The 8,000-nt window shown below is 60.4% G+C and carries 1 protein-coding gene; it reads right to left on the bottom strand.

The genetic code is table 11. The features are described 5' to 3' along the window. Positions 1–8,000 (bottom strand): RHS repeat protein (locus ED236_RS12205; RefSeq protein ID WP_148042305.1); only part of this gene is annotated, 8,000 nt, incomplete at both ends.

Here is an 8,000-nt window from a genome sequence, read left to right on the forward strand (position 1 = left end):
TGAATGAGCTGCTGTCTGGCGTCATAGACACTGAAGGTGTACTGCGTCTGCTGCGTGACCTCGTTCTGCACATCCAGTGCACGCTGGTTGATCACCTCCGCCAGCGTCATCGTCCGCATGTCCAGCGTCCCCGTCACCGTCAAGGTCGCATTGCCCGCCTTGTCGTAAACGTACACCTTGGTGATCCCATCCCCCGTGTTGCTCTTCCACACCCGGCCCGCCTGGTCGTACGCGGCATACTCGTCCCAGCCGCTCGCCGGGTTGGCCGCATCACTCACCACCGGGATCGCCCCCACATAGCTCCGCTTGCCCGTCACCTCGTTGAAGCGGTTGTAACGCACTTCGCTCACCACCGCCGTCCCCAGGTTCTTGCTCCATACCTGCCGGTTCAGTGTGTCGTAACTGAAAGTCGTCGCCCCGTTCACCGCCTGGTTGTCCGCATTCACAAGACCCAGCAACGTCCGCTGCTTGATATTGCCTTGAGCATCATAGCGGTACTCCACCGTCGCCCCCGTCGCATCCGTCTCCGTCAGCAGGCGGCCACCGGCACCGTACGCATACACCGTGATGCGGTCATCGCTCTCCACCTGACCACTCAAGGTCGTCCCTGTCAGGTTGTTGTTCTTGCCTCGCACCACTTGACGTGTGATGTTCCCTAACCCGTCATACGCCCAGTCCGTCTGCGGACGCACCAACGTCCCCTCATCATCGGTGTATCCCGGATTCTGCTGGGTGGTGCGTCGTCCCAAGCCGTCATACCCCCAATCCGTCACCGCCGTCGTCGTCGCATCCAGCGCCACGGTCTTCTTCGTCACATTATTGAGGCCGTCGTACACATAGCGGGTCGTCGCCGACCCGGTCTGCGCAGCCAATACCCCAGTCGACGCGTTCACGCTACCCGACACCACATTCAGCCGGCGCTCGCTCAACACCCGGCTCAGCCGGTCAAAGGCCATCTCGGTCACCCGGTCATCAGGATCTGCCAGGGTCGACACCGCCGACGTCAGGGCCTCCAGCGTGGTCGTGTGCGTGACGGTAAGCGACGGGGTCGCCGCAGACGCAGGCTTGGCATATTGCGTCTCCCTGGTGATGTTGCCATACGCATCCCGCTCCCACACCGTGACATACCCCAAGGCATCCACCCGCGCCACCGCTTGGCCCGCCTTGTTGTACCAGCTCCGCGTGGTATTGCCGTTCGCATCCACTACCCGCATCACATTACCCAGTGCGTCATACACCGTCGTCGTCGCAAGCGACCCCGTGCTCATCTGATACTGACCACCACCACTGCTGCCATACGCACCCGTGGCAATGTTACGCACCTCGCTCTTCGTGACACGGCCCAGCTTGTCGTAACTGTAGTAGGTGGTGCGGTCTATGTTGCTGTCAGCCACCACCGTTGGCAAGGTGCCCACCACCGGGGTCCCCACCCCATTGCCGTAACGGGTCTCGGTTAAGCGGTTGCCAGCCGCATCATAGGTCCAGGCGGTATAGCTCCCATCCGCCGCCACCAGGCCGATCTTGCGGTCCTGTGCATCGTAATAGTGGTAGGTCTTGTTGCCATTGGCGTCAGACTCCAACACCAGGTTGTGACGTCCGTCATAGCTGCGGCTGCGCGTCGCCGTCACATTGGTGGCGGCAGTGTTGTTCAAGCCGTTGTACGTGGTACCGACGAACACCGCTTCGGTGAGCTGCCGGTTCGCCCGGTCATAGGTGTAGCTGGTCGTGCGCGCTTCCGGCAAGCCATCAGCTTCGGTTTTGCTGATCAGGTTGCCGTGCGCATCATAGGCATAGGTGTTAATGACTGGGCGTTGTTCGATGCTGTTGTCCGGCTTCTTGACACTGACCGTGACCGGCAGCGTTTCACTGACCTTGCGGTTCAGCTTGTCATAGCCGTACGTGGTGGTGGCATTGTTGCGCCCGTTCACACTCAATACATTGCCAAACCCATCGTAGCTGAAGGTCTCGCTGTAATACTCCGTCACCCCCGCGCCCCACCAGGTCTGGATCTCACTCTGACGCCCCAGCAGGTCGTAACGCACCGTCTGCCGCTGATCGGCCGCCGTGCCCGTCACCACAGGCACCGTGGTCGTGCTCACGCTTGCTGTGGCCACCTTGGTGACATGCCGCAGGATCTCTGTCTGCTCGCCAAAGGCGTTGTAACTGGTCCGGGTCACCGCGCCTTCCGGGTCCACCTGCAAGGTCACCCGCCCCAGCAGGTCGGTATAGAAGAACCCCGCATTGCCGTTGGCATCGATGACCTTGACGATGTCACCAAAGCTGTTGTACTCCGTCCTGGTGCGGTTCCCCAGCGCATCCATCGCTTCCGTCTTGCGTCCCGTCAGGTCAAACACCTGGTGTACCGTGCGCGCATCCGCCGTGCCGTAAGCTTCCGTGATCGTGACCTGCTGTCCCAGCGCGTCATAAGCAAAGCGCGTCGTACTCGCACTGCTCGTGCCATCCGGATTGATCGAGCCATAGGCGCGGGTCTCCTCCAGGACACGGCCCGCCTGGTCATGGCTGTAACGCGTCACACTGGCCGAAGCCGTGTCAGCCGCCACCGTGCGCTCAATCACCTGACCCAGCGCGTCATACAGGGTGCGCGTGATGTAGCCCTGCGCATCCACACTGTCCGTTAACCGACCCGCCTTGTCGTAGAAGTACTTGGTGAGCTGATCTTTGGAACCATTCAGCACGACATAGACCGGGGGCGGGACAGTGCCAGGCGGCGGTGCCACCGTGACGGTCTGCAGCGTACTGCTACTGGTCAAGTCGCCTTCCATCCGGTTGGCAAAGCGCTTGCTCAGGGTCAGGTTGCCAAGGCCGTCATAGGTGCGCTGCGTGACATAACGTTCTGCATCCACACTGAAGACCAGGCGGTTCGCACCGTCATACACCCGCTGCGTGACCCGGTCATTCACCGCATTCGCACTGATCGTAGGTGTGGCACCAGGGCTCGGGAAGCTCGCACGCTGATTGGCATAGTACGTCTGCCTCACCACATTGCCGTTCGCGTCATACTCCATGCGGGTCACATAGCGCTCAGCATCGATCTGGTAGGTCAGCCGGTTCGCCGCGTCATAGGTCATCTGCGTGATACGGTCTGCCGCCGCATCCACCACCACCGCGGGGATCGCGCCGTTCGCTGGCATCTGGCTGGACCCCAACCGGTTGGCATACTGGGTACGTTTGATCACGTTGCCGTTCGCATCATAGTCCAGCCCCGTTACCGCCCCCGCCGCATCCACTGTATGCGTCAGACGGTTGTCCTGATCGTACGTATAACGCGTGAAGCGGTCCGTCGAATTGTTCCCGCCAACCACACTGACCGCCGTGCCAACCGGGTTGGCCTGCAGATCCGCCAGGTTACTGACCAGGCTGGCATAACGCCGCACCACCGTCAGATTGCCAATCGCGTCATACGTGTGTTGCGTGACGTGCCCCAGCGCGTCCACGGTGTAGACCAGACGCTGGTTCTTGTCATAGGTATAGACCGTCTTGTTACCATTGGCGTCGGTCTTCAACACCACATGGTCGTTCTTGTCGTACACGTATGCCGTGCTGAGATTGAGCTTGCCCGCACCCGGATCCACCACCTCCTGTACACGCCGACCACTCGCATCGTAGACGTACTGCGTGGTCCGTGCCGTCGCCGTGTCCGCGCTTTCCGTCACCGTCAGTGTCTTGCCACGGGCATCGTAGCTGTACCGCGTGGTGAGATTGAGCGGGTTCGCGTTATCAACCAACTGACCGTTACTGACCGGCACCTGGCTGGGGTCCATCACCACCGCCACCACCTGACCCTTGGCATCGTAATCGGTCCGTGTCCAGATATTGCGCGCGTCCCGACTCCATACCGCACGCCCCTGTGCGTCATACCGATAGCTCGTCGTCAGGTTCAGGCCGCCACTGTCGTCCACACGCGTCAGTAACCGGTTCGCCGCATCGTAGGTGTATTGCGTGATGATCCCGCGTGCATCGGTTGTCGTCAGTACACGGCCTGCCGTGTCATACGCCGTACCGGTACTCGTCCCGATCGGCAGCAATGTCGCCGTCAGCTGCCCGTTATTGTTATAGGTGTAGCTGGTCGTCTGCCCGCGACCGTCTTTGACACTCACCACCTCACCATGACGGTTACGCACCGTTTCCATGCTGACGCCTTCGGCCGTGGTCATCACCATCTTGCGCGTTGACGTGGTGTAGCTGTAAGAGGTGACGTGGCCACGCCCGTTGGTCTCCGTCACCACGCGGCTAAACGCATCGTAGGTGGTGGTCGTGATCACATTGTTGGGGTCCGTCACCGTGACTTGACGGCCAAGTGGGTCATAACTGTATTGGGTGACCTGACCCATGCCATTGGTGACGCTGATCACACGCCCGAAGGCGTCGTAGCTGCTTGCCACCGTGCGATTGAGACCACCCGCCACCGCATCGTCTGTCACGGTCTTCACCTGCCCGCGGCGGTCATAGGTCATGGCAGTCGTGACCGAGCTGCTGCCGTCTATTTTTACCGTCTTGCTGGCAAGCTCCCCAAACGCGTTGTAAGCGAGCGTATCGGTGTTGCCCAGCGCATCCGTCAAGGCCACCGCTTGTCCGGCCTGGTCATAGGCCATCAGCGTCTCGCTGTAGTCGTTGCCTAATGCGGCCATCGCGTCCGTCAGGGCCGTGTTACCCGTCGAGTTGCCGCCATTAAAGGAACCCACTATCCGGATGTTGTAACGGCGTTCTACCGCCTGTTCGTCAAATGCGTTGTAACGGTATTCCGTGACCTCGTTAAGCGCATTGATCACGTGCGTCAAACGGCCGTCGTGGTCATAGTAATAACGGGTCTTAAGACCCGATGTACTCGTGCCATTCGGGAGGATCGTTTGAATGCGTTGCCCCGCTTTGTCATACACATAACGCATCCCATACGTGTTCCAGACACTGTCAATCTGAACTTGGGTCGGCTCGGTGCCCGGCCCGGATGCCGCGACCACCTCCGCCTTCAGCACCTCCAGGGCCTTCACCCCCTCTCCACCCAGCTCCGCCATCACACGGCCCTGCAGGTCATAACGCACCAGGTTTGCCCGCGCTTCCGCAGCCCCCACCGCACGCACCGTTTCAACCAGCTGACCCACATTGTCATACACATAGGTGGTGATGAGGTTGTCTGGCCGACTGTCCGTCTGTACCACCCGGTTGTTCGCGTCATAACCCGTGACCAGCCTCCGGTCCTCGGTCGTCGTGACCGGCCGACTCTCAGCCACCGTATTCCCTACCACGTAGTTGATCGCCGTCGCATAGCGAATCGCCTGCGTGCGGTTGCCCGACTGGTCATACGTGTATTCCGTCAGATACCCCGCCGCATCCACCACCCCAGTCAGCTGACCCGCCGCGTTATAAAGCGCGTGTGTCCGCTGGTCATCTGCCGTCGATGCCCCGGTGCGCAGTTGAACTAACGTGCCCGCTGCCCAGTAGTTTGCAATGCTGGCCTTCCCATAGCGCAGCTGACTCACCTGGCGTCCCGCCGCATCGTAGCTGTACTCGGTCAAATAGCCATTGGCATCCAACTCGCCCGCCAGCAAGCCATCGTCATCGTAAAGCTGACGGCTGAAGCGGTCATTGGCACTGTCCACCACCGGAACCGTGTTGGCGTCGCCCGGCGACACCTCACTGCTCAGGGCAGCGAGCGCTGCCCTCTGCATACCGCTCAAGGCATTGGCATGCCAGGTGGTCCTGACCAGCCGGCTCATGCCATCGTACTGATACACCGTTACCGCGCCCACCGCATCGATTTCCTTGGCCAGACGGCCAGCCCCATCATAGAGCGTGTAACTCACACGGTCTTCCACATGCACCGCAGGACGCAAGGTCGCAAGTTGTAACAAGGCCGCATTGCCTGTCAGCGCCGCGGCGTCAAGCAACGTCTGGTAGCGGAGGGTACGGATGACCTGGCCATTCGCGTTATACACCCACTCGGTCAGCGCACGTTCCGCGTCAATCTCACCTACCTTGCGGCCCGCGTTGTCATAGAGATGGAAGGTTTTATGACCAAGGGGGTTGGTCTCTTGCCGTAGATTCCCTACCGCGTCGTACACGTAACTCGTCGTCCCCAGTACCGTAGCCCCATTCGCCTCGGAAACAGAAACCAGCCGGCCAACCGCATCGTACGTCCGCGTGGTGACCAACCCGTTCGCGAGCGTCGTGGCCGTCTGGCGTGTCGCATCGTTGTAAACCGTGGTCGTCACATTGCCAACGCCGTCCGTCATGCTGGTCAACCGGTTCATGCCGTCATAGGCATAGCTGGTCTGATAGTCCCCCGCAACATTCGTCGTCGCCACACCACGGCCTTCGATCTTTTGCAGCAGATTGCCACGCTGGTCATACACGTACTGCGTCGCCAGCGTCGTGCCATTGCTGAGGCCGTTGCCTTCAAGGCCAGCCGCCGTATTCACCTCGGTGTAGGTAGTGACCCGACTCAACTGACCACGCAGGTCATAAATGCTGTCAGTACGCTGCGAGCGGGTCTTGATCAATGGCGTGAGCCAGGTGGTAAGCCCGGATTCGCTTGGCGTTTCGGTTGGCGTACCGCCCACCGGATACAGGTCATGCGTATACTGAATGGCGCTGATGCGCTGGCCCACGCTGTTATAACGGTATTCCGTCACCCGTCCCGCATGACTCACCACGAACCGCAGCCGGTTCTTGCCATCCTCGCTGTACACATAGGTCGTCGTCTGAGGAGCCCCCGCTGCCAACGTGCTGTTGGCCACGTTAGCATCCGGTGTGGCATACACGGTTTCTGTCAGCAGCGCATTCAGCGCCGTGTAAGTGCGCGTGATGGTGTTGCCCAGACTGTCCTGCTGACTCAGCTGGTTACCCTCAGCATCGTAGGTGTACTTGACCCAGCCGCCACGACCGTCGCTCGACTGGGTCACATCGCCATTCGCGTTATAAAGGTACTGCAGGTCCTGGCCACTGCCAGCCGGACCCTGCAGCCGCGCGAGCTGATGGATGCCGTTGCCACCAGTGTTGTATGTCAGCGTGGTGATCTGTCCCAGCGCATCCTTGACCGTGCTGCTGCTGGTCGTGGCGGTGGTCGCCACCGCATAGGCAAACTCAGTGACCTTGCCCGCGCCATCCGTGACCCTTAGAACGCGACCTGAGGCGTCGTAACTGAAGCTGACGATCGTGCCATCGCCATGGGCAATGCTGGCGATCCGCTTGCTCGTGCCATCATAGGTGTACTGCGTGATATAGGCTTGCCGATCCGCAATACTGCCATCCGCCGGGGTCAGGTCCGTGCTGACCGCCGTCAACCGGTTTAATGCATCGTAGCTGTAACGCACCCGTGTGATCGTGTTACCGGCCGTGTCCACCACATTGACCTGCATCAGCTGCTTGTCCGTGTTGTAAATCAGTTGGGTTTTTTCGCTGGCATCACTGCGAATTTCGGTCATCAACCCGTTCACATCGTAGGTGTAAACCAGATCGTTGCCATCCAGATTGACCGTGGATGCAATCCGCCACACCCCCGTCCCTGAACTGAAGTAGGTCTCGGTGATGCGGCTGTCGCCATCCACCCAGGCCCAGCGGTTGTTACTGCTGGTGTAAGTCAGCGTGTCAACACTGCCGCTGCCGTCACGGTTCACATAACGGCCAAACGTGCTGCTGCCAACGGTACTGTCGTAGGTGTAGACCAGTTGCACCCCATCCGCGCCGGTCCGGGTGATGGTGCTGCCTGCCGTATTCACCGTCCCCATCAGCCCACTCAACTGTCGGTAAAGCGACAGCTGCCACTGATCGTCGTTGTCGAAATCAAAACCGCCCTGACTGTTATACGTCCGCACCACCCCCACGTCCGGACCTCGACCCATCAGTATTTCGTCCTGACGCTGCACAACAAGATTGCCAGTCTGCGCATTCACATACGCCGCATCCCCATGCGCCGTCACCACCGGAAGACCTAACTGGCCGCCACTGCCCAGCACATTCGCTGAACTCCCCGCCAACCCCAA

Origin of the sequence: Pseudomethylobacillus aquaticus, assembly GCF_003730115.1 — a bacterium.
Taxonomy (GTDB): Bacteria; Pseudomonadota; Gammaproteobacteria; order Burkholderiales; family Methylophilaceae; genus Pseudomethylobacillus; species Pseudomethylobacillus aquaticus.